This is a genomic window from Psychrobacter sp. PP-21, assembly GCF_033790785.1.
Lineage (GTDB): Bacteria > Pseudomonadota > Gammaproteobacteria > Pseudomonadales > Moraxellaceae > Psychrobacter.
Map to the genome: position 1 here is coordinate 1 of NZ_JAMYEB010000104.1, position 401 is coordinate 401.

Here is a 401-nt window from a genome sequence, read left to right on the forward strand (position 1 = left end):
TGCCTGACCATCCCCGACAGCAGCGCCACGCAGCGTGTTTCTGCTTCGCCAGCGACCACGTGGGCGCGAACGATGACCGCCTGGACGCAGGATCTCATCTATGCAGGCGATCCGGTTCATTATCATGGCAGTCGCGCTACCGAAGGGACACTTTCCTGGCGGCAAGCCACGGCCCAGGCGGGGCAGGGAGAGCGTTACGATCAGATACTCGCGTTTGCTTATCCCGACAACAGTCTTAGCCGCTGGGGAGCGCCACGCTCAACCTGCCAGTTATTACCCAAAGCGAAAGCCTGGCTGGCGAAAAAAATGCCGCAGTGGCGGCGTATATTACAAGCTGAGACGGGGTACAACGAACCAGACGTGTTTGCGGTTTGCCGTTTAGTCTCAGGTTTCCCCTATAC

At 58.6% G+C, this 401-nt stretch carries 1 protein-coding gene; it reads left to right on the forward strand.

Annotated elements, in window-relative coordinates:
• Window positions 1-72: 72 nt before the first annotated feature.
• Window positions 73-401, forward strand: a 329-nt coding sequence (locus tag NJD71_RS14100) for a DUF2300 domain-containing protein (protein WP_442967694.1), incomplete at its 3' end; no start/stop codon positions are given.